Origin of the sequence: Burkholderia sp. NLJ2 (genome assembly GCF_049487195.1) — a bacterium.
GTDB classification, from domain to species: Bacteria; Pseudomonadota; Gammaproteobacteria; order Burkholderiales; family Burkholderiaceae; genus Burkholderia; species Burkholderia pyrrocinia.
The window spans coordinates 2,238,671-2,263,807 of record NZ_CP137808.1; the positions used below are offsets into that span (position 1 = coordinate 2,238,671).

The window sequence follows — 25,137 nt, forward strand, 5'->3', positions numbered from 1 at the left end:
CGCAATGATATCCGGTAGGAAACTGGCGTGAATCGCTACTTGGGGAACGCCATGCAATTCCTGACACTATCGCGCCGCAGAACGGAGCAGTTTTCCGACACGGAGTTTCAATCCCGGCTCGAGGCCGAGGCGCAGCGTGCCAGAACGCTTTATTCCGAGGGGTTCATTCGTCAAATCTGGCAACGCGGCGACATGCCTGGCGCTTGCCTGCTTCTTGAAGCCGACGACGAAGTACAGGTACGAGAAGGACTGGAATCGCTCCCGCTCGTTGCAGCCGGCATGCTCGAGATCACCCACATCGTGCCGTTAGCTCCCTATCGGGGATTCGGGCCGCGTTCCTAGCCGGCTGGCCGAAGTCTGTGTGAACAAGCCGACGGTGGTTGGCAACACCCTCGGAAATCCGCGAAGAATCTTTCTTGCCTGTTCCGAATGCGCCGCTCGCTAACCGCGCATCGCGTCGCGCTGGAGCGCGACGAGCGCATCGAGCGCGCGCGGGCCGTCGTCGAACGGCACGAAGATGTGGTCGTGGTACGCGGCGGCCATCACGTTGCAACTGATGCCGGCCGCACCGAGCGCCCGCGCGAATGCCGCGGTGAGGCCGACGGCCGCAAGATCGGAATGCACGGTCAGCGTGATCCACGCGGCGCGGAACAGCACCGGCCAGCCGCGACGCGCGGCCACCTCCTCGCCGACCACGACCGTCAGGCCTTCAGCTTCGCGGAACGTCGCAATCGTTTCGGATAACGATACGTCTGCATCGGTCGGCAGCGATACGAACGCGAACGCACCCGGATGCAGTTCGGGTTGCATCGTGCGCAGCAGGATCGAGAGGTCGTTTTCAGGTTGGCTCATCGAAGGAACACGTCCGGAACCGGACGTCATGCGGTGGCGATGCGGGCACGATAGCACGCGCGGCGATGGCACTACGCATGCACCATTGCCACTTCGTCCGCGAGCCAACCGCGCAACGCGACGATGCGCGGATCGTCCTGCGTGCGCGCCGGATACACGACGTGATACGCCACCTCGGGCGACAGCGCGACGCCCACGTCGAACAGCTGCACGAGGCGTCCGTCCGCGAGATCGCGCGCGATCATGTGCGGCTCTGCGAGACCGACCGCCGCGCCGTCCGTCACGGCCTGCACGACGTGGCTCGAATCCGGAAACGCGACGCACCGGCTGTCGTCGAAACCGTCGACGCCGGCCGCGGCCATCCATGCCGACCAGCGCGGCCAGATCACGCCGTCGACTTCGCAGTCCACGTGGCAAAGCGTGTGGCGCAGCACATCGCGCGGCTTGCGCAGCGGCGGCCCGGCCGACAGCAGCGCCGGGCTGCAGACCGCGACGACCGACGTGCCGAACAGGCGCTGCGCGCACGCGTCGCGGTAACGCCCGGTGCCGAAGCGGATCGCGACATCCACGTCGTCGTCATCGAAATCGCGCAACCGGTCGGTGATGTCAAACGTCAGTTCGAACGCCGGATGCGCGGCCCTGAAACGCAGCAGGCGCGGCAGCAGCCAGTGCGTCGCAAAGCGCGCGCCGACCGACACGCGAAGCTCGGTCTGCTCCCGCGCGGTGCGCCGCGCCCGTGCGGTCGCGCGCTGCAGGCCCGCCAACGCATCGGCGGCCGCGCCAGCCAGCACGACGCCGGCCGGCGTCAGCCGGATGCTGCGGCTCGTGCGGATGAACAACTCGATGCCGAGCTGCGCCTCGATTTCCTTGATCTGGTGACTGACCGCCGCCGGCGTCAGCCCGACCTCGTCGGCCGCCCGCGAGAAATTCAGGTGCCGCGCCGCCGCATCGAACGTTCTCAGCGCGCGCGTACCGGGCCACATGCGTTCCATCGATCTTCAAGAAAAATTTGATGACTGTTGCAAAACTACTCGTTTTTCAGCACGCCATCAATCGGCAAACAATAGGCTTTCTTGAAGATGCCGCGAGCCGCCCCGTGCCCGCGGCCGAACCCGGAGATTCGCCGATGACCGCTGCCCCGTTCCCGTCCGTCGCCCAGCTCAACGGCGTGGCCGCCACGCAAGACGCGCTCGCCGCGCTGGCGTTCGCGGGCCATGCGCATTTCACCGCGATGCAGGTGCGCGACGGCCGCGTGCGCGGCCTCGACCTGCACCTCGCGCGGTTGCGCGACGCATCGAACGCACTGTTCGGCCAGGCGTTACCCGACGAGCGGATTCGCGCGTTCCTGTGCGCCGCGCTCGAGCGCGCACCATCGGCGCTGTCGCTGACCGCGACCGTGCATGCGACGACAGGCGAATTCGTCGCGGCGCGCGACGACGAAGCACTCGACGTGCTGGTCCGTACCGCCACGCCGTCGTCGGGGCCGGCCGGCCCGCTCGACCTCGCGCTCTTCGAATACGAGCGCGTGCTGCCCGACATCAAGCACGTCGGCGAAGTCGCGAAGACACACTTCCTGCGCCGCGCGGTCGCGCAGGGTTTCGACGATGCGGCGTTCACCGATCGCCACGGGCGCATCAGTGAAGGCTCGATCTGGAACCTGGCGTTCTGGACCGGCAACGCAGTCGTATGGCCGGTGGCCGGCATGCTCGGCGGCATCACGATGCGCATCGCGCGCCGGCAGCTGGCGCGCCTCGGCGTCGCGCAGCACGATCGCGAACTGACGCCGGCCGATATTCCTTCGATGGCCGGCGCCGTCGCGATGAATTCGTGGACGCCCGGCATCGCCGTGCGCCGGCTCGGCACGGCGACGTTGCCCGACTCGCCGTCGTTCGCCGCGCTGCTGCATCGCGCGTATGAGCAGGAGCCGCTCATCGCCCTGTGACGCGCACCGACACGAAACGCGCGTGCGCTGCCGGTCACCTCACCCGTCGACAGACTCCGGCAGCCGCGCGATCGCCTTGATCTCGAACTGGAAGCCGTACAGCCAGGTCACGCCGACGGCGGTCAGCGTCGGGTGCGGCGCGTCGCCCCAATACTCCGGGACGATCTCCCAGATCCGCTCGAACGTCGCTTCAGGGTCGACGATGAATACCGTCACGTCGACGACATCGTCGAACGTACAGCCGGCCGCGCGCAGCACCGCGTTCAGGTTGTCGAACGCGCGGCGGACCTGTGCGCCCAGCTCCGGCTCGGGCGAACCGTCGTCGCGGCTGCCGACCTGCCCGGACACGAACAGGAAGCCGTTCGAGCGCAGCGCCGGCGAATAACGGTTGCGCTCATACAGCGCCTGGCGACCGGGCGGGAAAACTACGCTACGCTTTGCCATCCAACACCTCCATCAGTCAGTGGGGCGACGCCGCCCCTGCATCAACGATGAAGGCACTTTAAGGACCGTTGCCCGGCGGATAAACCGGCAACCCTGTCCAACACTGTTTGCGCGCCCCAAACAATTCCCGACGACGCGGAGCCCCGACCCGATGGACCGATTCGACGCAATGCAGGCGTTCGCCCGCGTAGTGGAAGCCGGCAGCTTCACGAAGGCAGCCGAGACGCTGCACATGAGCCGCACCACCGTCACGCAACTGGTGCAGCAGCTCGAAGCACGGCTGCGCGTGAAGCTGTTCAACCGCACGACGCGCAAGGTCGTCGTCACGGCCGACGGCGCCGCGTACTACGAGCGCGTGGTGCGGTTGCTGGCCGACATGGACGATGCCGAAACGAGCCTGTCCGCCGCGTCCGCGTCGCCCCGCGGGCGGCTGCGCGTGGACGTGCCGAGCCCGTTCGCGCGCCTGATCCTGATTCCCGCGCTGCCGGCGTTCCATGCGCGCTATCCGGACCTCCAGCTCGACATGGGCGTGAGCGACCGTGTGGTGGACGTGATCGGCGAGAACGTCGACTGCGTCGTGCGCGGCGGCGAACCGGCCGACCGCTCGCTGGTCGCGCGCCGCGTCGGCGACCTGCGGCTCGGCGTGTACGCGTCGCCGGCCTATCTCGCGCGTGCCGGCACGCCGTCGCATCCGGATGAACTGGAAGACACGCATCACCGGATCGTCGGTTTCCTGTGGGCGCGTACCGGCAAGGCGCTGCCGTTTGCGATGGAATGCGACGGCGAGCGCGTCGATGTGCGCGGGCGCTACGTGCTCGCGGTCGACGACGGCAATGCGTACCTCGAGGCCGGCCTCGCCGGGCTGGGCATTCTGTGGCTGCCCGACTACATGGCTGCCGCGCATCGCGCGCGTGGCGAACTGGTGCCGCTGTTCGAAGCGTGGCAGCTCGAACCGATGCCGATGTACGTCGCGTTCCCGCCGAACCGGCACGTCAGCGCGAAGCTGCGTGTCTTCGTCGACTGGATCGCCGACCTGATGGCGCAGCATGCGCCGGTCGCGAACCGGCGTCGCGGCGGCAACGGTTCGCGCGACACGCGCAAGGCTGTGGCGACCTGAATCGCGCATCAACGGCCGCACATAAAAAAACCCGCGCAACATGCGCGGGTTTTGACAAGCTGGTGCGCAAACGCCGGCGACTCAGGCGGTCAGCGCGGTTAGCGCCTCGTCGGTGAGCCACAGCGACTCCTGCAGATCCTGCTCGTTGAGGTTCAGACCATCACCGCCACGGTCGACGACGATGAAGTCGCTGACGCCGCCGAGCGCGATCAGCGGGTGATGCCACACACCTTTCGCATAGTTGACGCCCTGCCAGCCGCTCGTCACGAACGCGCGGATCCTTGCCGGATCGAGATCGCCGGCAGGCGCCACGACGACGAGATAAGGCAGGTCGTTCAACGGCACGAATGCCTGGCTGCCGAGCGGGTGCCGCTCGAGCATCTTCACTTCGAACGGCAGCGTGCGCGGCTGGCCGCGGAACAGGTTGACGAGCGTGCGGCCGTCTTCGTCGGTCACGTCGACTTTCGCGAGATCGTGAAAGCGGATCGTCGTGCCGAGGTTGATCGGGATCTGCTTCGCCCCTGCCGTTTCGATCACGTCGCCGAACGGCGCGAACGCTTCCTTGGTCAGCGGTTCGATAACCAGCGTCTTCATTTGTCGAGCGTCCCCCACAAACGCAGGCGCGACACGCCGCCATCCGGAATGATGTTCAGTCGCACGTGCGTGACAGGGCCGAGCGACGCGATGCCGTGCTCGAAGTAGTGCTGCTTGTCCATCTGCAGCTTCTGCTCGCCGAGCAGCACCGGCCAGAACATCGACTGCGTGATCAGCGAGCTGTCGGTGCCGCCCGACACGTACGCAGCCTGGATCGAGCAGCGGTCCGGGTAGTTGCCCTTGAAGAACGCGGTATCGACTTCGATCTTGCGGATCACGCCCGGCTGCGCGAGCGCGATGATCGCCCAGTCGTTGCCCGGTTCGCGGCGGCGGCGGGTTTCCCAGCCGTCGCCCATGTTCACGCCACGGCCCGGCAGCAACAAGTTCGACGCGACGCCGAAGTGCTGGTTGTTCGCGGCCACGACATAACCGCCGTTTTCCATCGCCGCGAGATCGAACTGCTCGGTCGCGCTCGCGCTGGCCCAGTCGAGCTGCGGCTGGCCGTACACGCGCAGGCGCGCAATGCCGCCGTCCGGGTAGATGTTCACGCGCAAGTGCGTGAATGCGCGTGCGTCGCTCGCTTCGACGTAGTGATGGCTGTTGCCCTGCAGCGTCGTCGACGGCACGATCTCGACCCACTCGGTCGCGTGCGTCGGCGCGCCGTCGGCCACGAAGGCGGCCTCGATCGATGCGGCCGGCGGGAAGTTGCCGGTGAAGTGGCTCGTGTCGATGTCGAAGCCCTTGATCACGCCCGGGCGCGCGAGCTTGACGATGCACCAGTCGTAGCCCGTCGTGCGCTTGCGGCGCGTTTCCCAGCCGTCCATCCACTTGCCGTGGTCGTCGTACTTGCCGGGAATGAACACGGCCGGCTCGGGGTTCAGCATCCGGTCCTTCGGCGCGAAGAAATCGTCGCTGGCTTCGAGCGCCTGCGCACCGAGACGCGGGTCGGCGAGATTCACGTAGCGCCGCGTGAAATCGGGAGCGTTGGGATCGAGAAGCGGAACAGCCATGATGTTTCCTTGTTTCAGTGAGGCGATCGGGCCGCTGCTGTGCAGCAGGCCGTATTGGGGTGTCAGGCGTCGATCAGGTCGTCGAGGCGGAAGCGCGCGATCCGGTAGATCTGGTCGAGGCTCGCGCGCAGTTCCTCGGTGCGCGAATGATTCACGCGCGACTCGAAGTTCGCGATGATGCCGTGCCGGTCATAGCCGCGCACCGCGAGGATGAACGGGAAGCCGAACTTCTCGCGATACGTGCGGTTCAGCGTCAGCAGCTTGTCGAACTCTTCCTGCGTGCACTGGTCGAGGCCCGCGCCGCTCTGCTCGCGCGTCGACTCGGCCGTCAGCTCGCCGCGCACGGCGGCCTTGCCGGCCAGCTCCGGGTGCGCGTTGATCAGCGCGAGCTGGCGCACTTCGCCGCCCGTTTCCACCGCGCCCGACATCGTCTTGTGCAGCGCATCGATGCTCGCGAACGGCCGCTCGCCCGCGGCGACCTCGGCCACCCACGGCGAATGTTCGAAGATCCCCGACAGCGCCGCGACGAATGCGCTCGGCGCCATCGTGTTCAGTTGATTCAACGTGTAACGCATCGCCTTCATGCTTTCCCTTCGTTTCGATGATTGGGCTGATACGGATGATGTTCACGCCAGTGACGCGCGATATCGACACGGCGCGTCACCCATACGCGATCGTGCTTCTCGATGTGATCGAGGAAACGCTGCAGCCCGCGGAACCGGCCCGGCCGGCCGAGCAGTCGGCAGTGCATGCCGATCGACAGCATCTTCGGCGCCTCGTCGCCCTCCGCGTACAGCACGTCGAACGCGTCGCGCAGGTAGTCGAAGAAGTGATCGCCGGTGTTGAAGCCCTGCGGCGTCGCGAAACGCATGTCGTTCGTGTCGAGCGTGTACGGGACGATCAGTTGCGGCGACGTACCGCCGCCCGACACGCCGACGTCCATCCAGAACGGCAGGTCGTCGCCGTAGTTGTCGGAGTCGTACAGGAAGCCGCCGTATTCCGCGACCAGGCGGTGCGTATTGGGGCTGTCGCGGCCGGTATACCAGCCGAGCGGGCGCTCGCCCGTCACGCGCTCGATCGCTTCCATCCCGAGGCGCATGTGCTCGGCCTCGAGTTCGGGCGTCATGCTCTGGTAATGGATCCAGCGCCAGCCGTGGCACGCGATTTCATGGCCGAGCTCGACGAACGCGCGCGCGAGCTCCGGATGACGCTCGATCGCCATGCCGACGCCGAATACCGTCAGCGGCATCCCGCGCTTCTCGAATTCGCGCAGGATGCGCCACACGCCGGCCCGCGAACCGTATTCGTAGATCGACTCCATGCTCATGTGGCGGTCCGGATACGCGGCCGCGCCGACGATTTCGGACAGGAACTGCTCGGAGCCCGGATCGCCGTGCAGCACGCAGTTCTCGCCGCCTTCTTCGTAGTTCAGCACGAATTGCACGGCGACGCGGGCGCGCCCCGGCCAGTTCGCCTGCACGGGATGGCGGCCATAGCCGATCAGGTCGCGAGGATAGTTGGGATCGAGTGACATGGTTCGAAGTACGGCGAAAGTTCGCTGAAATAATGGGTTCGCATCGACCGCGCGGGTGCCGCAGGCCGGCCGCGCGGGCCGATGCGATGACGGCCCAGTGTAGCGAAAACGTCCATACGCGCCCATACAGCGGCGCAGATAGTGCATGTCACACGGTGTGTATGTGCGGTTGCGGCAAATTCGGGACCGGTTCCGCCGCATCCCCGTCCGGCGGGCTGAAGCGGGCGAATGCGCCGTCGTAGCGCTTCGGCAGCGGCCGCGCGTAGTCGCCGCGCTTCGCGGTCGCGAGGCGCAGCGCAACGAGCGCCTCGGCCCACTTGACGGCCGCCGTGACGCCCTCGACCACCGGCGCGCCGATCTGCTGCTCGATCTCGTGCGCGAACTCCGCCATCCCGGCGCAGCCGAGCACGATCGCGTCCGCGCCGTCCTCGTCGAGCGCGCGCCGGCATTCGTCGACGATGATCCGGCGCGCGGCCGACCCCGGCCGGTCGAGTTCGAGCACCGCGACGTCGGTCGCGCGCACGTTGCGGCAGAACCGCTTCATCCCGTAGCGTTCAGCCAGGTGCCACGCCATCCCGCAGGTGCGCGCGAGCGTCGTGACGACCGAAAAGCCCGGCGCGAGCACGCTCGCCGCATGCATCGCGGCCTCGGCGATGCCGATCACCGGCCCGCGCGCGAGCTCGCGCGCCGCATAGAGGCCCGGATCGCCGAAGCACGCGATCACGTACGCGTCGCAGCCGTCGCGCTCGCCCTGCGCGATCTCGGCGAGCAACCCGGGCGTCGCGAGCGCCTCGTCGTAATACCCTTCGATCGACGGCGGCCCCATCGGCGGGCTCACCGCGACGATCTCCGTGCCCGCGGCCGCGACGTCGCGCGCGCAGCGGCCCATCGCGTCGGTCATCCGCTGCGTCGTATTCGGATTGATCAGTCGGATCTTCATCGCATGCTCCTCACGCCTTCGCGCTCACGAGCAGCCGGTAGAACACGAAACCGAGCCCCGCGCCGATGAACCACGAGAAGTTCGCGACGCCCTGCCAGCCCGGCACCATCACGCAAACGACCGCGATCACCGCGGCCGGCAGCAGCGCGGCGAGCGCACGACGGTTCACGCCGCCCGTGTACCAGTAGGTGCCGCTTTCCGACATCGTGTACAGGTCGTCGCGCACGAGCCGGCCGCGCTTGACGAGATAGAAGTCGGCGATCAGCACGCCGTACAGCGGGCCGATGAACGCGCCGAGCACGTCGAGCGTGTAGTGGATCACGGCCGGGTTGTTGAACAGGTTCCACGGCGTAATGAAGATCGACGCGACGGCCGCGAGCATCCCGCCCGCCCGCCAGCTGATCAGCCGCGGCGCGACGTTCGAGAAGTCGAACGCGGGCGACACGAAGTTCGCGACGATGTTGATGCCGATCGTCGCGATCGTGAACGTCAGCGCGCCGAGGATCACCGCGGTCGGATGGTCGATGCGGCCGACCGTCTCGACCGGATCGGTGATGAGTTCGCCGAACACGGGCAGCGTCGCGGCCGTCGTGATCACCGTGACGAGCGAGAACGCGAGGAAGTTGACGGGCAGCCCCCAGAAATTGCCGCGCTTCACGTCGCCGAACGAGCGGCAGTAGCGCGAGAAATCGCCGAAGTTCAGCATCGGCCCGGAGAAGTACGACACGACCAGCGACACGGCCGTGATCATCACCGGGATCACTTCCGCGCCGTGATACTTGACGCCGCCGAGGTTGAGGCCGATGTTGCGCCAGCCCGCGCGCCACACCATGTAGCCTGCGAGGATGAACATCACGACATAGACGGCCGGGCCCGCGAAGTCGATGAACTTCTTGATCGTCTCCATCCCGTTCCAGAACACGAACGCCTGCAGCACCCACAGCAGCATGAACCCGGCCCAGCCGACCGCGGACAGCCCGAGGAAACCGTAGCGATGGACGTCTGCGTACGGCAGCCATTGCGGGAGGAACTTCAGCACGACGATCACCAGCGCGCTCGACGCGAGATAGGTCTGGATGCCGTACCACGCGATCGCGATCAGCCCGCGGATCACGGCCGGCACGTTCGCGCCGAGCACGCCGAACGTCGCGCGGCACGCGACCGGATACGGCACGCCGATCTGCTGGCTCGGCCGCGCGATCAGGTTGCACAGCAGGTTCACGATGCCGATCCCGACGATCAGCGCGATCAGCACCTGCCAGCTCGTCAGCCCGAGCGCGAACAGGCTGCCCGCGAATACGTAGCCGCCGACGCTGTGCACGTCCGACATCCAGAATGCGAAGATGTTGTACGAGCCCCATGTCTGATTCTTCAGGGGTGCCAAATCTTCGTTGTACAGACGTTCGCTGTAACCGCCCGGCAGCGTCGGATCGCCGCCCTCGCCGCCTTCTTCCGCCGGATAGGCGCTGTCGTGCGCCACACTGAACTGAGCCATGACTTCTCCTTGACGCGGCCGGGTGGCCGCTCCACCGTCATCGATATCGCTCCGGATCGTCGCCCGGAGTCGGACCAGCGGCCCGCGGCGAACGCCGCAGGCCTGCATTGCTCTCGTTCTGTGGCGCGCGGCCGGGTTCGCGTCGCCGCTCAGGCGCCGCCGAACACTTCGCGCAAATCGACCTGCCCTTGCGCGGGCCGGTCCAGCATCTTCAGTTCGACATGCTGCAGGTGGTGCGCCATCAGCGTCACCGCCCGCTTCGGATCGCCCGCCTCCAGCGCGGCGAGGATCTCGTCGTGGTCGTCGCACGAACACGGGCTGCGCCCGTGCGATTCGTACAGCGCCGACATCAGCGTCGAGCGTGCGACGAGCCCTTCGAGGCACTCGCTGAGCGTCGCATTGCCCATCAGCGTGGCGAGCGCCGTATGGAATTCGCCCGACAGGCGGATCCATGCCGCGAAGTCGTGCCGCTCGAACGCCTTGCGTTCCTTGTCGATCAGCGCGGCGACGCCCTTCAGCCGCTTCGCGCCGGGCCCGGCCGCGAGCCGTTCGACCACGGCGAGCTCGATGATCCGGCGCATCTCGAACACCTCGTGCACGTCCTGCAGCGTCGGGCTCGCGACGAACGCACCGCGGTTCGGTTCGAGTTCGACCAGCTTGTCGGTCGCGAGCTGCGCGAGCGCCTGGCGAATCGTCCCGCGCTTCACGCCGAACACGTCGCAGAGCTGCGCCTCCGTCAGCTTCGCGCCGGGCGCGAGCCGATGCTCGAGGATCGCCGTGCGGATCCGTTCGGCGATCGCTTCGGGACTGGCTGCACCGGACGGGTGGGAATCGGGCTCGTTCATGATCTGCATCGTGTGATGGTCCTCATCCTAGGATGGACATAAAGATTGTCAACAATTCTTTTCCGGAATTTCGCACAATCGGCGTGCATGGACGCGACTCCAATCGGTGCATGATGCGCGAAGTCCATGCATATCAAGCCTGAATGCCATGGCAGAGGCCGTTCTCGTCGTATACTCTTCCGGACATTTTGTTGACAATACTGGTGCAAAACACGGTGACGACCCTGTCAGCGCCCGCCGAAATTTTTGACCGTTAGTTGCACACTCAAATAAAGAAAAAGGCGGGAAACCCGCCTTTCGATCACCCGCGTCCGCATCAGCCGAGGTGCGGATAGTCCGACAGCGTAAGCCGGAACCCGTGCGCATTCGCGACCAGTTGCGCCTGCGCGCCGAACGGCAGCGTCAGCAGGTCGGGCACGTGGCCGAACTGCAGCCCCGTGACAACCGGAATACCGACCACCTCGCGCACCTGGTCGATCATCGCCTGCATGTCGTAGCCGTTGTCGTATTCGAACGGCCGCGCGCCGGTGAACTGGCCGAGCACGAGCGCCTGCTGGCGCGCGAGCAACCCCGACAGATGCAGTTGATAGATCATCCGCTCGATCCGGAACGGCTGTTCGTTGACGTCCTCGATGAACAGGATGCCGCCCTCGATGTCGGGCATGAACGGCGTGCCGATGAGCGACGTGAGGATTGCAAGATTGCCGCCCCACAGCGTGCCCGTCACGTTCACGGTCTGCACCTGCGGCGCCTCGGCGATGATCGTCGTGCTCGACTGCGTCAGCGTCTGCCAGAAGTGCTGCATCGTGAAGTCGCTCGGCGTTTCCGCGCCGAAATCGGCGGACAGCATCGGGCCGCCGAACGTCTTGATGCGCGCCTTCGCGTACAGCGCGAGCTGGATCGCCGTGAAATCGCTGTGGCCGACGAGCGCGACCGGCTGGTCGCGCAGCCTGCGCTCGAGCCCGCGATAGTCGAGCCCGTGCAGGATCCGCGCGGCACCGTAGCCGCCGCGCACCGCGAGCGCGATGTCCGGCAGCGGCCGCTCGGGATCGGCGAGGCGGTTCAGGTCGCCTGCCCGCTCGCCGTCGGTGCCGCCGAAACGCTGGAAGCGCCGCTGCGTCGCTTCGATGTTCTCGATGCGTTGCTGCGCGGTGCTGAGGCGTTCGAGCGCGCGATTGATCGCGTCGGGATCGTGCGGATAACCGGACGGCGCCAGCAGGCGGATGGTGTAGGACGCGGCGGGCTGGAAGGACATGGCGAAAGGTGTCGGGTCGTCAAACCTGCTTAGAGGGTCCGAACCGTCTTCGGTTCAGGGAACCGTGTGCGCCCGGAGCGACAGGCACGGTCGGCGCGACTATGACGCGCCGGTTTCGGCGTCGCGGGCCAGCCGTGCTTCGCGCAGCGCGCGACGGCGCTCGGCGAAGAACGACTTCAGCGCGGCGCCGCACTCGTCGGCGAGCACGCCGCCGGTCACTTCGGTATGGTGGTTGAGCTGCGGATTCGCGAACGCGTCGATCACGCTGCCGCACGCGCCCGTCTTCGGATCGGCCGCGCCGTAGACGACCCGCGCGATGCGCGCATGCATGATCGCACCCGCGCACATCAGGCACGGCTCGAGCGTCACGTACAGCTCGCAGCCGGGCATCCGGTAATTCTGCAGATTTTGCGCGGCCATGCGCAGCGCGGCCATTTCCGCATGGGCCGACGGGTCGTGCCCGCCGATCGGATGGTTGAAGCCGCGTGCGATCACTTCGTCGCCGCGCACGAGCACCGCGCCGACCGGCACTTCGCCGGCCGCGCGCGCCTCTTCCGCGGCGGCCTGCGCGAGCCGCATGAAATGCAGGTCGCGCGCCGATACGGGCGCAGCTTCGGGAGCAGGAGACTTGGCGGCGGGTTCAGCGGCCGCGTCGGCCGCCGATCGGGCTGCGTCGTGCAGCGCGTCGGACGTCACATCGGCCCCGCTTCGGCGGGCACCTCGTCGAGCCCGCGCTCGCACAGGCGTTCCGCGATGCGACGGCAGTAGTCGCGCGGCATCACCATCGGGCCGCCGCGCAGCGATTCGAGCGCCATGTCGAGCGCCAGGATCTTCGCCTGCAGCCGGCAGCGCGCGGCACGGTCGCTGACCGCCTGCACTTCGTCATGCAGGTTGCGCAGCGCGCGCAATTGCTCGACGGCAGGCGGCACGAAGCCCGCGTTCTTCAGGATACGGTTGGCCACCCGCACCTCCTCGGGCACGAGCAGGTCGTCATCCAGCGCCTGCGGCGCGCCGGTACCCGGCAAATCGTCGAACGCGCCCCGCGCGGCGGCGGCGGCGATACGTTGTTCGACCAGGGCGTCAAGCAATCTCATCAGTCAATTGGAACAATGCGGCAGGCCGAATTCTAGCAGGGTGACGCGGGTATGACAGGCCCTTCGAATATATGCTCGATATTGTGTTTTTTAGGGGCCGAATCGCGACGCATGCGTGACGATCGGCGCCACTTGCCGCTCTGCTGCGCCGCAGCAGGCGGAGCGCCTTCCGGACACCGGCAAATACAAGCGGTGTCGGGCCCTGTTTTTATCTGCGACGACACAGGACGGGTGTCGCGAATCCGGTGAAACGGCAGGCGTCGGTGCGCCGTTGCCGGATCACGCGGCTAACGTTTCCGACCGCGCTTTCGCAAACGGGCGGAACATCATCGCGATCAGGAACGCACCGAGACCGATCGCGAACGAACCGATATACAGCCAGCCGTAGCTGCCGAACGTATCGACGATCAGGCCGCCGGCAACGGGCCCTGCGGCCATCCCGAGGCTGCCGGCCATCGCGCAGCCGCCGATCACGGTGCCCATCATCCGCAGCGGGAAGTTCTCGCGCGCGAGCACCGAATACAGCGGCATCACGCCTGCATAGATGAAGCCGAACAGCGTCGCGACCGCGTAGAACCCGTCGAGCGTGCGCACGAAGTAGTAGCCGAGCGCGCCCAGCGCCTGCGCGAGCAGCCCGGCCACCAGCATGCGCTTCGCGCCGACGCGGTCGCCGAGGAGTCCGAACGCGATCCGGCCGCCCATGCCCGCGAGCCCTTCGACGCTGTAGATCGATACCGCGACGATCAGCGGGATCCCGCACGTCACCGCGTAGCTGACCGTATGGAAGATCGGGCCCGAGTGCGTCGCACAGCAGAAGAAATTGGTCAGCACCAGCACCATGAACTGCGGCGAGCGCAGCGCGTCCGCGACCGACATCGCCGCGGGCGCGCCGGCAGACGGAGGCGCCGCGTGTGCGCGGTCGAGCGCGGGCGCCCGGCGCACCAGCAGCGACACCGGAATCATCACGACGGCCGCCAGCGCGGCGACGAGCAGCATCGACGTGCGCCAGTCGTGCGTCGATACGAGCCACGCGGCCAGCGGCGACATCGTCATCGGCGCCATCCCCATGCCGGCCGACACGAGCGACACCGCGAGGCTGCGGTGCGTGTCGAACCAGCCCGTCACGCACGCCATCATCGGCGCGAATATCGCGGCCGTCGCGCTGCCGACGGCAAGACCGAAGGTCAGCTGGAACGCGAGCAGCGACGGCGCGCGGCTCGCCAGCGCGAGGCTCGCCGACAGCAGCACGGCGCCCGTCATGACGACCGCGCGCGTACCGATGCGGTCCGACAGGCTGCCCCACCCCATGCTCGCGAAGGCCATCGCGATGAAGCCGAGCGTCATCGCACCGGAAATGCCGGTCATCGACCAGCCGGTGTCGCGCGCAATCGCGCGCAGGAACACCGGTAACGAAAACATCGCGCCGATCGCAATGCAGCCCATCAGGCCGCCTGCGGCGACGATCACCCAGCGGTATCGGGAATCCGGCATTTGGCGTCTCCTGTCTCGTTTCGGCAATCCTCGGAAACCGCGCTCCTGCGGCGCCGCGCGGCAGCCTGTCCGGCTGCCGCATCGACGCTGTCGCGAGCCCGGTCGACATGGATACGACGAGCAACACATCGGGAAATCGACATGCGCGCGCACGCGCCGGCGAATCTTTTCGATTGTCGGCCAATCCGCGCGACTGGCAAGGGGCGGATCGTTCGAACACCGGACGCCGGATCGCCCGTTCTGCCCACCGCCTGCCTCCCCGCTTTTCCGGATTCGGAAAGTCGAAATCAGAAATGGTTGGTTTGGACACCCGATCGAGCTGGCTACACTCGACCCATCTTGTCATAACAAGTTGACCGATGACCCCACCCAACGTCGTGCCGCTGTCGGCGGCCCCGCTCTACGTGCAGATCAAGGACACGCTGCGCGCGCGCATTCTCGACGGCACTTATGCGCCGCACAGCCGGATGCCGTCCGAGCACGAACTCTGCGCGATGTTCGACGTCAGCCGCATCACGGTGCGCCAGGCGCTCGGCGACCTGCAGAAGGAAGGCCTGCTGTTCAAGCTGCACGGCAAGGGCACGTTCGTGTCGAAGCCGAAGGCGTTCCAGAACGTGACGTCGCTGCAGGGTTTCGCCGAGGCGATGTCGTCGATGGGCTACGAGATCGTCAACCAGTTGCGCAGCTTTCGCACCGTGAAGGCCGACCGCCATCTCGCGACGAAGCTGAACGTGCCGGAAGGCGCGCCGCTCGTCGAGATCCACCGCGTGCGACTGCTGAACCGCGAGCCCGTGTCGCTCGAACAGACCTGGGTGCCCGAAGCGCTCGGCAAGCGCCTCGCGGGCGCCGATCTCGCAACCCGCGACATCTTCCTGATCCTCGAAAACGACTGCGGCATCCCGCTTGGTCATGCCGACGTGTCGATCGACGCGATCCTCGCCGACGACGAGATCGTCGATGCGCTGCACGTCGAGGAAAGCAGCCCCGTGCTGCGCATCGAGCGTCTCACGCACGACGCATCGGGCGCGCCGATCGACTACGAATACCTCTACTTCCGCGGCGACGCCTTCCAGTACCGGTTGCGCATCGACCGGCAGAAGGCGCGCAAACCTGCAAGGAACCCGCGATGAATACCCATGTGCACGAATACGACGTCGTCGTGATCGGCGGCGGCACGGCCGGCCCGATGGCGGCGATCAAGGCGAAGGAACGCGACCCGTCCCTGCGCGTGCTGCTGCTCGAAAAAGCCCACGTGAAGCGCAGCGGCGCGATCTCGATGGGGATGGACGGCCTGAACAACGCGGTGATCCCCGGGCATGCGACGCCCGAGCAATACACGCGCGAGATCACGATCGCCAACGACGGCATCGTCGACCAGGAAGCCGTGCACGCGTATGCGACGCACAGCTTCGCGACGATCGAACAGCTCGACCGCTGGGGCGTGAAGTTCGAGAAGGACGGCACCGGCGACTATGCGGTGAAGAAGGTCCATCACATGGGCTCGTACGTGCTGCCGATGCCGGAAGGACACGACATCAAGAAGGTGCTGTACCGGCAACTGAAGCGCGCGCGCATCGCGATCACGAACCGGATCGTCGCGACGCGCGTGCTGACCGATGCGCACGGACGTGCGAGCGGCGTGCTCGGCTTCGACTGCCGCACCGCGGCGTTCCACGTGATCCGCGCGAAGGCCGTGATTCTCTGCTGCGGCGCGGCCGGCCGGCTCGGGCTGCCGGCGTCGGGCTACCTGATGGGCACGTACGAGAACCCGACCAACGCAGGCGACGGTTATGCGATGGCCTATCACGCCGGCGCCGCGCTCGCGAATCTCGAATGCTTCCAGATCAATCCGCTGATCAAGGATTACAACGGCCCCGCATGCGCGTACGTGACGGGCCCGCTCGGCGGCTTCACCGCGAACGGCAAGGGCGAGCGCTTCATCGAGTGCGACTACTGGAGCGGCCAGATGATGTGGGAGTTCTACCAGGAACTGCAAAGCGGAAACGGCCCCGTGTTCCTGAAGCTCGACCATCTCGCGGAAGAAACGATCCAGACCATCGAGCAGATCCTGCATACGAACGAGCGGCCAAGCCGCGGCCGCTTCCATGCCGGGCGCGGGACCGACTACCGCAGCCAGATGGTCGAGATGCATATCTCCGAGATCGGCTTCTGCAGCGGCCACAGCGCATCCGGCGTGTACGTGAACGCTCGCGCGGAAACGACCGTGCCGGGGCTCTATGCGGCCGGCGACATGGCGGCCGTCCCGCACAACTACATGCTCGGCGCGTTCACGTACGGCTGGTTCGCCGGACAGAACGCGGCCGACTACGTGGCCGGCCGCGACCATGCACCGGTGGATGACGAACAGGTCGACGCCGAGCGCGCCCGCGTGCTCGCCCCGCTGTTTCGCGAGCGCGGCCTGGCGCCGGCGCAGGTCGAATACAAGCTGCGCCGCATGGTGAACGACTACCTGCAACCGCCGAAGGTGACGCGCAAGATGGAAATCGGACTGCAACGTTTCGACGAGATTACTGAGGATATCGAAGAGATAAAGGCGAGCCATCCTCACGAACTGATGCGCGCGGCTGAAGTTCGAGCGATCCGCGACTGCGCCGAGATGGCCGCGCGCGCGTCGCTGTTTCGCACCGAGAGCCGCTGGGGGCTGTATCACCATCGGGTCGACTTTCCGCACCGCAACGACGCCGAATGGTTTTGTCACACCTGGCTGCGCAAGGATGCCGACGGCGCGATGCGCAGCGAGAAGCGGCCGGTCGAACCATACATCGTACCGCTTGCCGACGACGAACGTGGCGCCTACGCGCATCTGCGCATCCGCGAACCGGCCGCGCTCGCGGCCTCTCTCTGAGGAGCCTTACCGTGCCCCATACCCCGCACGACATCTTCCAGCGCAGCAGCGCACCCGTCACGATCGACGAGGCACTGTGCATCGCCGACAAGGGCTGCACCGTCTGCGTCGACGTATGCCCGCTCGACCTGCTCGCGATCGACGTGACCAAGGGCAAGGCCTATATGCAGTTCGACGAATGCTGGTACTGCATGCCGTGCGAGCGCGATTGCCCGACCGGCGCGGTCAAGGTCGATATCCCTTACCTGCTGCGCTGACCGGGCGCGCGGCCGATCGTCGTCGTGCCGCCCGCGCGGGCCGTGCATCGACGACGCGACGGCCGGGCCCGCGTTCGCCAGGTTCGCTTCGCCATACCGCACCGCCGATGCACCGCGCTCCGTGAGCAGCCGCCCTTTCATCGAACCGACCTTTTGCCCATGACCGCTTTCTCTTCCACCTCCTCGCTGCCCGGCACGCACGATCCGGATCTTGCCGCGCTCGTCGCCCGCCTCGCTGCGCCCGATGCATCCGTGCGCCGCATCGCATTGCTCGAGCTCGCCGATCTCGAGGAATCCGATCTCGTGCCCGCGTTCGTCGCGGCGCTGCGCGACGACCCGTCGGCCGACGTGCGCAGCGAAGCGGCCCGCGTCCTCGGCGAATGGGAACAACCCGACGTCGTCGACGCGCTGTGCCGCGCGCTGCTCGATCCGGACGACGGCGTGCGCGCCACTGCCGCGCAGAGCCTGTCCGAACTGAAGAACGCGGCATCGGGTACCGTGCTGTGCCGCTGGGCCGACCGGCCCGAGCCGTTCGTGCGCGGCGCCGTGCTGCGCGGGCTGCGCGAGTTGCGCGCCCCCGACGCGTTTGCGCCTGCGTTGCGCGCGCTCGACGCCGACACCGCGGCCGTGCGCGCCGAGGCGGTCGCCGTGCTCGGCTGGCTCAAGGATTCGCGCGCGCTGCCGCCGCTCGCACGCATCGCGACGGCCGACGCCGATGCAGACGTGCGGCGAATTGCGGTCGGTGCGATCGGGTTCGCGGCACCCGGCGACACGGCCGTCGTCACCGCGTTGCTCGCGGCACTGCGCGACGCTGCATGGCAGGTCCGCGAGGAAGCGGCCGCAACACTCGGCAAGCTGCGCGTTGCGGACGCGCGCGAACCGCTCGTTGCCGCGCTCGACGACGATTACTGGCAAGTGCGCTTGCGTGCCGTGCGCGCGCTCGGGCAGCTACGCGATGCTGCCTCGGCACCGGCCATCGTTGCGCTGCTCTCGCATGCGATCAGCAATCTGCGCAAGGAAGCCGCGCTTGCGCTCGGCGAATTGCGCGCCCCCGCGACGCTGCCCGCGCTGCACGACGCGCTGGAGGATCGCGACCCCGAGGTCCGCAAGGCGGTGCGGATCGCGATCGGACAGATCGGGCAACTCGGCGAGAGGCAATGACGCCGCCGACCGAGATCGCGCTCGATCACGCGGCCCATGCGTTGACATTGCGCTGGCCGGGCGGCGACGTGCAGCGCATCGGCTACGCACGGTTGCGCAACGACTGCCCCTGTGCCGCATGCCGAAAGATCCGGCTCGACGGACACGTTATCAACGTGATGCCGAATCTGACGCTGGACGGCGTGGAACCGGCCGGTTACGGCATCCGCCTGCTGTTCGGCGACGGTCATGCGCGCGGCATCTACCCGTGGCCGTATCTGATGGAACTCGGCAAGCGCGAGAGGGATGCAAACATCGCGGCGCATTGCATCTGCACATCCAGCGAACTCGCAGGCTGACCGTCGTCGGGCCATCGTTGCATCGGGCAAACCGCACCTCGATGCGCGCCGCCGCCATGCACCCGAAAACGCTGCGAGATCGCCGAAGAGACGACCGTCGACGTCGAAGCGCTTGACGTCTTTACCGCACTGGATGCTTTCGACTACGATGCCGACGGCGGCGTGCGCCAGCATTTCATCATGATCGCGGTGCTGTGCAGATGGTTGCGCGGCACACCCGCCGCCGGCGACGATGCGCTCGACGCACGCTGCTTCGGCCTCGACGAACTCGATCGCGACGACTTGCCGATGAGTGCGGGTGTCCGCGATGTCGCGCGACGCGCGATCGAACGGGCCGCGGGCCTTGGCGATGCGCAGCGTCCATCAACGACTTGAAACATCCTCGTCATTCCCGCGTCCGGTGCGGGCGGCCCGGTCGGAGGCCATGACGGTGTCGGCCAGCCGCCGAACTCCGAGTCACTACACGTCAAACCATGATCAGAATTCGCAAGTCCACCGAGGCCGACGGCACACGCGTGCTGGACATCTGGCGCAGCGCGGTCGATGCAACGCACCACTTCCTGAGCGACGACGACCGTCGCGCAATCGAAACCGAAGTCATCGCGTTTCTGCCCGTCGCGCCGCTCGATCTGGCTGTCGATGATGACGACCGCGCGATCGGCTTCATGCTGCTCGACGGCAGTCATATGGAAGCGCTGTTCGTCGATCCCGCTCACCACGGCGCGGGTGTCGGGCGGCTGCTTGTGGAAGAAGCGATCAGGCGCCATCCCGACCTGTCGACCGACGTCAACGAGCAGAACGAAGCGGCGGCGGGATTCTACGAGCGGCTCGGATTCGAGCGTTGCGGGCGATCGGCACTCGATGGACAAGGGCGCGCATATCCGTTGATTCACCTGCGCTATCGCGCGGCACGGCCGTCCTCACAGGAACGCGCGTAACCTCGCTCGAGCGATATCGGGCTGCCGTTCACGCCGCACGCCTATCGACATGCGAACGCGGCCGGTTGATGCCGAATCCGCTCAACGCACGCGGCACGCGTCACACGCACCGACGAGCAGCCACGTCGCGCGTGACACGTCATGCGCGACGCATCGGCAGCACGCGTTCGGCGATCGCGAAGGCGCGTTGCATGAAACCGTTAAACCGGTCAGCGTCGCGCCGCAGCCCGGCCTGTTGTCCGCCGATCAGGCACAAATGCACGGCCTGCCCGACGATCTCGGCCTCGCCCGACGTGCGCACCAGCCGATGCGACGTGTCGATTGCGAACGCGAGCCGCGCCGCGTCGACGCGCTGCTGGAATTCCGAGACCAGCGGATCGTGCAGCGCCCATGCGCGAATCGCGACTTCACGCCCCGGTCGTTTTTCGGCGGCAATGCGCAGATAGCGCGCCAACGTGTCGCCAGCACCGTGGCCGTCCGCCGCATACGTGAGCATGCGCGTCGTGTAGTCGTCCTCCCACGCGATCAGCAGCGTCCTGACGAAGTCGTCGCGATTGCGGAAGTGGTGATAGAACGAACCGCGCGTTACGTTCAGCCGTCGCGCGAGACTCTCGGCCGAAATGCCTGCGTACCCTTCTCCATCGAGGGCATCGAAGCCCGCTGCAATCCAGTCGTTTCGAGTCAGTGTGCTCATCGGCATCGCCATACAGGCTGTGTATGGTGCGGCATGGACAGATAGGCTGCGAACTCTATCACGGCCGCCGCCGCTTCCGGCACGGCGCCGCAACTCATGGAGTTCGCGTTGAAAGACATCGTTCTCGTTGCATTCGACCAGTTCACCGATATCGACCTGTTCCTGATGTGGGACATTCTCGGCCGCAACAGCCAGGACTGGCGTGTCCGGATTCTCGGCGCGCAGCCGGTGCTGCATTCCGCACATGGCCTGGCCATTCCCGTTCACGGCCCGCTGTCGGACGCCAATCACGCCGATGCGGTCCTGTTCTCGAGCGGCAAGCAAGGGATACCGGCTGCGCTTGCGAGCCCGGATTTCCTGACGTCGTTCGATCTCGATCCGGCTCGCCAGCGCATCGGATCGATTTGCGCGGGCGCCTTTGTTCTCGAACGGCTCGGACTCGTTCCGGACGGTCGGGCGACAACGCATCCCGACGCGCGTAGCGACCTGATCGATCGCGGGCTGCAGGTGCCGGACCAGCCGCTTTTGTGTCGCGACAACGTCGCGACCGCCGGCGGGTGCCTTGCAGCGCTCTATCTGACGGGATGGCTCGTGGAATCGATGTTCGACGCGGACAAGCGCCGCGAGACGCTGAGGCCGTTGCTGCCCGCCGGGCAGCGGGAGATTTTCGAAGCGCTGATCGACTTCAGCATCAGGCAGGGGGAGGAGCAAACCACGCACTCGATCCGGATGGTCGAAGTCCCGAGTGAACTTCCGACATGACGATCAGGCCGATGAGCCGCCATTCGTCAGCGGCCATGCTTGCGAACGCACGGCTGGCATGCGAACAGCATCAGGTCAACCCGATGAGGCCTATCGCCAGTTCATCTTCGGCATTGCAAAGAACCCAGCGGCACCCGATCCAGAGGGAGTAACGATGCCTGACTGCGGAACTTGATATCAAGACCTCAAGGCCCCGCTCCGGACTTGGGCGTTGACGGCAACGCATGGCACAGGATCGCAAACGGCGAAATGGCGAGGACAATCGCTTCTCGGGCTGAACGAGTCTTTCACTGGCCCGAAGATGCTACCCTCTCGGCCAAACTCACGCCATCGCATGATGCAACAGGATTCAACCATGCAAACCGTTGCGGTACTGGACTTCGAAACAACCGGGCTTTCGCCGAATCTGGGCGACCGTGCTACCGAAATTGCCGTCATTCTTCTACGCGACGGACAAGTCGTCGACCGTTTCCAGAGCTTGATGAATTCGGGCAGGCGCATACCGTCCGACGTCGTCGCGCTGACCGGCATCACGAACGACATGATTGCATCGGCGCCCCCGGCGTCGAAAGTGATGAAGGAAGCGGCGGCGTTCGTCGGCAAGCATGCGGTCGTCGCACACAACGCCGGTTTCGATAAGCGGTTCTGGCAGGCGGAGCTCGGGCTTCTCGACATGTCAGCCGAGCATTCCTTTGCTTGCACGATGCTCGTGGCGAGACGCATCTACCCGGACGCCCGGAGTCACCGCCTGTCGAGCCTGGCCGAGACGCTGCAGTTGCCGAAATCGGGCCGCGCTCACCGGGCGATGGTCGACGCCGAGATGGCCAGTCATCTGTGGTGCCGGTTGCAGCACGACATTGCCCGGACTTACGGACTGAATCGTATCGATCACGATCTGATGACACGTGTCCAGACAACGAGCAAGGTGAAGGTGCCTATGTACTTGCGTTCGCTCGTGCGAACGCACGCGTGAGATCCAAGGAACGGAAACCGACGTTTCCTGACTCGCGCAACGCGCCAATGCAAAACGGCCTGGCAACCGCCAGGCCGTTTCTTGTCCGAATCTGCGACTGGGCAGCAGACGAACTGAACCAGCAATCCGCTTACGAACTATCGCGACATCAACCAATGCGCGACGACGAGAGCGGAATCAAGCGCTGATTCAGCAGGAATGCTTACTCCCACTCGATCGTCGCCGGCGGCTTCCCCGAGATGTCGTACACCACACGGTTGATCCCGCGCACCTCGTTGATGATCCGGTTCGACGCGCGGCCGAGCAGCGCGTACGGCAGGTGCGCCCAGTGTGCGGTCATGAAGTCGGTCGTCTGCACTGCACGCAGCGACGTCACGTAGTCGTACGTGCGGCCATCGCCCATCACGCCGACCGACTTCACCGGCAGGAACACCGCGAACGCCTGGCTCGTCAGGTCGTACCAGCTCTTGCCGACATCGGATTCGCCGCACAGGCCGGCAGCCGCATCCTGCGCGGTCGCGGTCGTGTTGCGCAGCTCCTCGATGAAGATCGCGTCCGCGCGGCGCAGCAGGTCCGCGTATTCGCGCTTCACTTCGCCGAGAATCCGCACGCCGAGGCCCGGGCCCGGGAACGGATGGCGGTACACCATCTCCGGCGGCAAGCCGAGCGCGACGCCCAGCTCGCGCACTTCGTCCTTGAACAGGTCGCGCAGCGGCTCGAGCAGCTTCAGGCCAAGCGTTTCCGGCAGGCCGCCGACGTTGTGGTGGCTCTTGATCGTCGTCGCCTTCTTCGTCTTCGTGCCGCCCGATTCGACCACGTCCGGATAGATCGTGCCCTGCGCGAGCCACTTCGCCTTCGACAGCTTCTTCGCCTCGGCCTGGAACACTTCGACGAACTCGCGGCCGATGATCTTGCGCTTCGCTTCCGGATCGGTCACGCCGGCCAGGTGGCCGAGGAACTGGTCGGCTGCGTCGACGTGCACGACCTTCGCATGCAGGCGGCCCTCGAACATGTCGAGCACCATCTTGCCTTCGTTCAGGCGCAGCAGGCCGTGGTCGACGAACACGCAGGTGAGCTGGTCGCCGATCGCGCGATGGATCAACGCGGCCGCGACGCTCGAATCGACACCGCCCGACAGGCCGAGAATCACTTCCTCGTCACCAACCTGCTCGCGAATCTTCGCGACGGCTTCCTCGATGTGGTTGCGCATGATCCAGTCGGGTTTCGCGCCGGCGATCTGCAGCACGAAGCGTTCGATGATCTGGCGGCCCTTCACCGTGTGCGTGACTTCCGGATGGAACTGCACCGCGTAGTAGCCGCGCGCCTCGTCGGCCATGCCGGCGATCGGGCAGCTCGGCGTCGACGCCATCAGCGCGAAGCCCGGCGGCAGCTCGGCGACCTTGTCGCCGTGGCTCATCCAGACCTTCAGCATCCCGTGGCCTTCGGCCGTCGTGAAATCCTCGATGCCGTCGAGCAGGCGCGTATGGCCGTGCGCGCGCATTTCCGCATAGCCGAATTCGCGATGGTCGCTCCACTCGACCTTGCCGCCGAGCTGCACGGCCATCGTCTGCATGCCGTAGCAGATGCCGAGCACCGGCACACCGAGATCCCACACGGCCTGCGGCGCGCGCAGTTGATGGTCTTCGTACGTGCTCGCGTGGCTGCCCGACAGGATCACCGCCTTCGGCGCGAACTCGCGGACGAAGTCGTCGGACACATCGTTCGGATGGATTTCGCAGTAGACGTGCGCTTCACGCACGCGCCGCGCAATCAGTTGGGTGACTTGCGAACCGAAGTCGAGAATCAGGATTTTGTCGTGCATGGCTGCGGACGGGATGAAGAGAATAAGAAAAGCAGCGCATCGTGCGCTGCGTCAATAGCATGGACGGCGGCGTCGGGCGGCAGGTGGCACGCGCGACGCATGGCCGGTCAATCCTGCATCGGCGGGCGCTCGTCGAGTGCGATGCCGCCTGACGATTGGCTGGATGCGGCCGACGGCGCCGCCGCGGGCGCCGCGGGACGGCTGGCGACGGGCTCGACACGCTGTGGTGCCGGCGACGACGCCGGCGCCATCGCCGGCTCGGCCGGACGCTGCGCCGGTGCGCGCGCCTCGAGCGCCTGCGCTTTCTCGCGCCGGCGCACGGCCGATGCGAGCCGCACACCGCCGAGGCCGAGCACGATCAGCGCGCCCCCGGCCACGACCGACAGCACCCTGCCGGCGGCCGCGAGCGCGGGACCGCTGCCGGTGCCGAGCGACCAGACAATCGTCAGCGCGCCGGTCAGCCAGTACACATGGCCGACCGACCGCGCGACGGGTGCCGTGAGGTCGCCGTTGAACGCCGCATGAAACGCGAGCCACGCGAGCCCGAGCAACGCGATGCCAAACGCCTGGCCGAGCATCGCCGGCTGGACGTTCGCCAGCTGCAGCGCGTTGAAGAGCGACTGCCAGGGCGTCAGCACGAACAGCACGCCGAACGCCAGCAGCAGCACGGCATCGATGATCAACACAGCTCGCAGCAGCGGTTTCATCGGCGA

General features: G+C 66.6%; 28 protein-coding genes and 1 pseudogene. 12 read left to right on the top strand and 17 right to left on the bottom strand.

Features of this window, described 5'->3' with window-relative positions; translation table 11 throughout:
- The first annotated feature begins 27 nt into the window (after positions 1-27).
- Entirely contained in the window at positions 28-342 is a 315-nt protein-coding gene (locus tag R9B84_RS10270; RefSeq protein ID WP_423757882.1) for a muconolactone Delta-isomerase family protein, read from the top strand.
- A gap of 99 nt (positions 343-441) precedes the next feature.
- Here the strand turns inward: R9B84_RS10270 and R9B84_RS10275 are convergent, their stop codons facing one another.
- Positions 442-852 carry an ACT domain-containing protein gene (locus R9B84_RS10275; RefSeq protein WP_423757883.1) on the bottom strand — a complete coding sequence of 137 codons (411 nt, stop codon included), beginning with the start codon at positions 850-852 and terminating at the stop codon, positions 442-444.
- A 71-nt stretch (positions 853-923) separates the two neighbouring features.
- Positions 924-1,844 carry a LysR substrate-binding domain-containing protein gene (locus R9B84_RS10280; RefSeq protein ID WP_423757884.1) on the bottom strand — a complete coding sequence of 307 codons (921 nt, stop codon included), beginning with the start codon at positions 1,842-1,844 and terminating at the stop codon, positions 924-926.
- Between the two features lie 134 nt (positions 1,845-1,978).
- Between R9B84_RS10280 and R9B84_RS10285 the strand changes: the two genes are divergently transcribed.
- A complete protein-coding gene (locus R9B84_RS10285) occupies positions 1,979-2,794 on the top strand; it encodes an aminotransferase class IV family protein (RefSeq protein ID WP_423757885.1) in 816 nt (271 codons plus the stop codon).
- Positions 2,795-2,833: 39 nt separating this feature from the next.
- Here R9B84_RS10285 and R9B84_RS10290 read toward each other — a convergent pair whose 3' ends face one another.
- Complete coding sequence (locus R9B84_RS10290; protein WP_423757886.1) at positions 2,834-3,238, bottom strand: RidA family protein; 405 nt, start codon at positions 3,236-3,238, stop codon at positions 2,834-2,836.
- A 151-nt stretch (positions 3,239-3,389) separates the two neighbouring features.
- Here R9B84_RS10290 and R9B84_RS10295 point away from each other — a divergent pair, with 151 nt between their 5' ends.
- Positions 3,390-4,355 carry a LysR substrate-binding domain-containing protein gene (locus R9B84_RS10295; RefSeq protein WP_423757887.1) on the top strand — a complete coding sequence of 322 codons (966 nt, stop codon included), beginning with the start codon at positions 3,390-3,392 and terminating at the stop codon, positions 4,353-4,355.
- An 81-nt stretch (positions 4,356-4,436) separates the two neighbouring features.
- Here the strand turns inward: R9B84_RS10295 and R9B84_RS10300 are convergent, their stop codons facing one another.
- From R9B84_RS10300 to R9B84_RS10350, 11 genes are all read right to left on the bottom strand, one after another.
- On the bottom strand, positions 4,437-4,949 hold the full coding sequence (locus R9B84_RS10300) for an ureidoglycolate lyase (RefSeq protein ID WP_423757888.1): 513 nt from the start codon (positions 4,947-4,949) through the stop codon (positions 4,437-4,439).
- Complete coding sequence (gene alc / locus R9B84_RS10305) at positions 4,946-5,959, bottom strand: allantoicase (protein WP_423757889.1); 1,014 nt, start codon at positions 5,957-5,959, stop codon at positions 4,946-4,948. Before alc ends, R9B84_RS10300 begins: the two co-directional genes overlap by 4 nt.
- 62 nt (positions 5,960-6,021) lie before the next feature.
- Entirely contained in the window at positions 6,022-6,543 is a 522-nt protein-coding gene (gene uraD, locus R9B84_RS10310; RefSeq protein ID WP_047900967.1) for a 2-oxo-4-hydroxy-4-carboxy-5-ureidoimidazoline decarboxylase, read from the bottom strand.
- Complete coding sequence (puuE, locus tag R9B84_RS10315; RefSeq protein ID WP_047900968.1) at positions 6,540-7,493, bottom strand: allantoinase PuuE; 954 nt, start codon at positions 7,491-7,493, stop codon at positions 6,540-6,542. Before puuE ends, uraD begins: the two co-directional genes overlap by 4 nt.
- 148 nt (positions 7,494-7,641) lie before the next feature.
- Entirely contained in the window at positions 7,642-8,433 is a 792-nt protein-coding gene (locus tag R9B84_RS10320; protein ID WP_047900969.1) for an aspartate/glutamate racemase family protein, read from the bottom strand.
- A 10-nt stretch (positions 8,434-8,443) separates the two neighbouring features.
- Positions 8,444-9,928, bottom strand: coding sequence for an NCS1 family nucleobase:cation symporter-1 (locus R9B84_RS10325; RefSeq protein WP_423757890.1), 1,485 nt, complete (start codon positions 9,926-9,928; stop codon positions 8,444-8,446).
- Between the two features lie 149 nt (positions 9,929-10,077).
- A complete protein-coding gene (locus R9B84_RS10330; RefSeq protein ID WP_423757891.1) occupies positions 10,078-10,782 on the bottom strand; it encodes a GntR family transcriptional regulator in 705 nt (234 codons plus the stop codon).
- Positions 10,783-11,089: 307 nt separating this feature from the next.
- The gene (ldcA, locus tag R9B84_RS10335) at positions 11,090-12,028 is read right to left on the bottom strand and encodes a muramoyltetrapeptide carboxypeptidase (RefSeq protein ID WP_423757892.1); all 939 of its coding nucleotides are present in this window, start codon (positions 12,026-12,028) and stop codon (positions 11,090-11,092) included.
- A 99-nt stretch (positions 12,029-12,127) separates the two neighbouring features.
- The gene (gene tadA / locus R9B84_RS10340) at positions 12,128-12,724 is read right to left on the bottom strand and encodes a tRNA adenosine(34) deaminase TadA (protein WP_423757893.1); all 597 of its coding nucleotides are present in this window, start codon (positions 12,722-12,724) and stop codon (positions 12,128-12,130) included.
- Complete coding sequence (locus R9B84_RS10345) at positions 12,721-13,122, bottom strand: DnaJ family domain-containing protein (protein WP_423757894.1); 402 nt, start codon at positions 13,120-13,122, stop codon at positions 12,721-12,723. The genes tadA and R9B84_RS10345 overlap by 4 nt, the downstream gene beginning before the upstream one ends.
- Positions 13,123-13,401: 279 nt before the next feature.
- Positions 13,402-14,613, bottom strand: coding sequence for an MFS transporter (locus R9B84_RS10350; protein WP_423757895.1), 1,212 nt, complete (start codon positions 14,611-14,613; stop codon positions 13,402-13,404).
- A 359-nt stretch (positions 14,614-14,972) separates the two neighbouring features.
- Here R9B84_RS10350 and R9B84_RS10355 point away from each other — a divergent pair, with 359 nt between their 5' ends.
- From R9B84_RS10355 to R9B84_RS10385, 7 genes and pseudogenes are all read left to right on the top strand, one after another.
- Positions 14,973-15,743, top strand: a complete 771-nt coding sequence (locus tag R9B84_RS10355) for a GntR family transcriptional regulator (RefSeq protein WP_423757896.1) — start codon at positions 14,973-14,975, stop codon at positions 15,741-15,743.
- The gene (locus R9B84_RS10360) at positions 15,740-17,479 is read left to right on the top strand and encodes a fumarate reductase/succinate dehydrogenase flavoprotein subunit (protein ID WP_423757897.1); all 1,740 of its coding nucleotides are present in this window, start codon (positions 15,740-15,742) and stop codon (positions 17,477-17,479) included. Before R9B84_RS10355 ends, R9B84_RS10360 begins: the two co-directional genes overlap by 4 nt.
- An 11-nt stretch (positions 17,480-17,490) precedes the next feature.
- Positions 17,491-17,736 (top strand): 4Fe-4S dicluster domain-containing protein, encoded by a 246-nt coding sequence (locus R9B84_RS10365; protein ID WP_047900978.1) that lies wholly within the window; start codon positions 17,491-17,493, stop codon positions 17,734-17,736.
- 159 nt (positions 17,737-17,895) lie between these two features.
- Positions 17,896-18,897, top strand: coding sequence for a HEAT repeat domain-containing protein (locus tag R9B84_RS10370; protein WP_423757898.1), 1,002 nt, complete (start codon positions 17,896-17,898; stop codon positions 18,895-18,897).
- A complete protein-coding gene (locus R9B84_RS10375; RefSeq protein ID WP_423757899.1) occupies positions 18,894-19,235 on the top strand; it encodes a gamma-butyrobetaine hydroxylase-like domain-containing protein in 342 nt (113 codons plus the stop codon). The genes R9B84_RS10370 and R9B84_RS10375 overlap by 4 nt, the downstream gene beginning before the upstream one ends.
- Positions 19,236-19,310: 75 nt before the next feature.
- A pseudogene (locus R9B84_RS10380) lies at positions 19,311-19,610 on the top strand (ADP-ribose pyrophosphatase); the annotation flags it as partial.
- A 98-nt stretch (positions 19,611-19,708) separates the two neighbouring features.
- Positions 19,709-20,173: an acetyltransferase gene (locus R9B84_RS10385; protein WP_423757900.1), complete on the top strand. Its 465-nt coding sequence runs from the start codon at positions 19,709-19,711 to the stop codon at positions 20,171-20,173.
- A gap of 139 nt (positions 20,174-20,312) precedes the next feature.
- On the opposite strand, the gene R9B84_RS10390 is transcribed toward R9B84_RS10385, so the two are convergent.
- Positions 20,313-21,104 carry a TetR/AcrR family transcriptional regulator gene (locus R9B84_RS10390; protein ID WP_423757901.1) on the bottom strand — a complete coding sequence of 264 codons (792 nt, stop codon included), beginning with the start codon at positions 21,102-21,104 and terminating at the stop codon, positions 20,313-20,315.
- Between R9B84_RS10390 and R9B84_RS10395 the strand changes: the two genes are divergently transcribed.
- Positions 21,033-21,629 carry a DJ-1/PfpI family protein gene (locus tag R9B84_RS10395; protein ID WP_423757902.1) on the top strand — a complete coding sequence of 199 codons (597 nt, stop codon included), beginning with the start codon at positions 21,033-21,035 and terminating at the stop codon, positions 21,627-21,629. The two genes, R9B84_RS10390 and R9B84_RS10395, sit on opposite strands and share 72 nt — an antisense overlap.
- Positions 21,630-21,984: 355 nt before the next feature.
- Positions 21,985-22,602 (top strand): PolC-type DNA polymerase III, encoded by a 618-nt coding sequence (locus R9B84_RS10400; protein ID WP_423757903.1) that lies wholly within the window; start codon positions 21,985-21,987, stop codon positions 22,600-22,602.
- A 202-nt stretch (positions 22,603-22,804) separates the two neighbouring features.
- On the opposite strand, the gene guaA is transcribed toward R9B84_RS10400, so the two are convergent.
- Both guaA and R9B84_RS10410 read right to left on the bottom strand, forming a co-directional pair.
- Positions 22,805-24,424, bottom strand: a complete 1,620-nt coding sequence (gene guaA, locus R9B84_RS10405; protein ID WP_423757904.1) for a glutamine-hydrolyzing GMP synthase — start codon at positions 24,422-24,424, stop codon at positions 22,805-22,807.
- A 107-nt stretch (positions 24,425-24,531) separates the two neighbouring features.
- Positions 24,532-25,131, bottom strand: coding sequence for a hypothetical protein (locus R9B84_RS10410; RefSeq protein WP_423757905.1), 600 nt, complete (start codon positions 25,129-25,131; stop codon positions 24,532-24,534).
- Positions 25,132-25,137 lie beyond the last annotated feature (6 nt).